Below are 513 nucleotides of genomic sequence, written 5' to 3'. Positions count from 1 at the left end.
TCAGGCAAATTCCAAAAACCAATGGTGGGCCCGGGTAGACTCGAACTACCGACCCCACGCTTATCAAGCGTGTGCTCTAACCAACTGAGCTACGGGCCCATCTCGATGCATCGGCACATCAACCCAAAGCAAAAGCTTCGATCAATCACCAATACAGGACGATAGTCCGTCGCCGGACGTCCGGCGCCCTCGCGGAGCATAGGGTCGAAGACCCGCTCATGCGTGAGCACAAACCAATGGTTTATATCCTTTTTGAAGAAAGAGAAACGTGGACGGCGAGACCTGCCATACCAACCGAGCGCTAAAAGCAACTTCCGTGGCGTATTACGTTTCGATGGTCACCTGACTGGTGCCATCTATGTTCTAAAAAGCACGGGAAAGTTCATACCGCGTTGATCCGAAGACCGGTGCGATCGTCTTACTGTTCCACAGCTTCCTTAGAAAGGAGGTGATCCAGCCGCAGGTTCCCCTACGGCTACCTTGTTACGACTTCACCCCAGTCGCTGACCCTAC

General features: G+C 53.4%; 1 tRNA gene and 1 rRNA gene. Both read right to left on the bottom strand.

Going from position 1 to position 513, the window contains the following annotated elements:
- Window positions 1-22: 22 nt before the first annotated feature.
- A tRNA-Ile gene (locus ACQZ5Y_RS28325) sits at window positions 23-99 on the bottom strand.
- A gap of 342 nt (window positions 100-441) precedes the next feature.
- Window positions 442-513: ribosomal RNA gene (locus ACQZ5Y_RS28320) — 16S ribosomal RNA — on the bottom strand; the annotation flags it as partial.

The organism is Agrobacterium sp. A3-95, assembly GCF_053521785.1.
The sequence above is the reverse complement of the archived record's forward strand: the minus strand, read 5'-3'. Positions and strand labels throughout refer to the sequence as shown.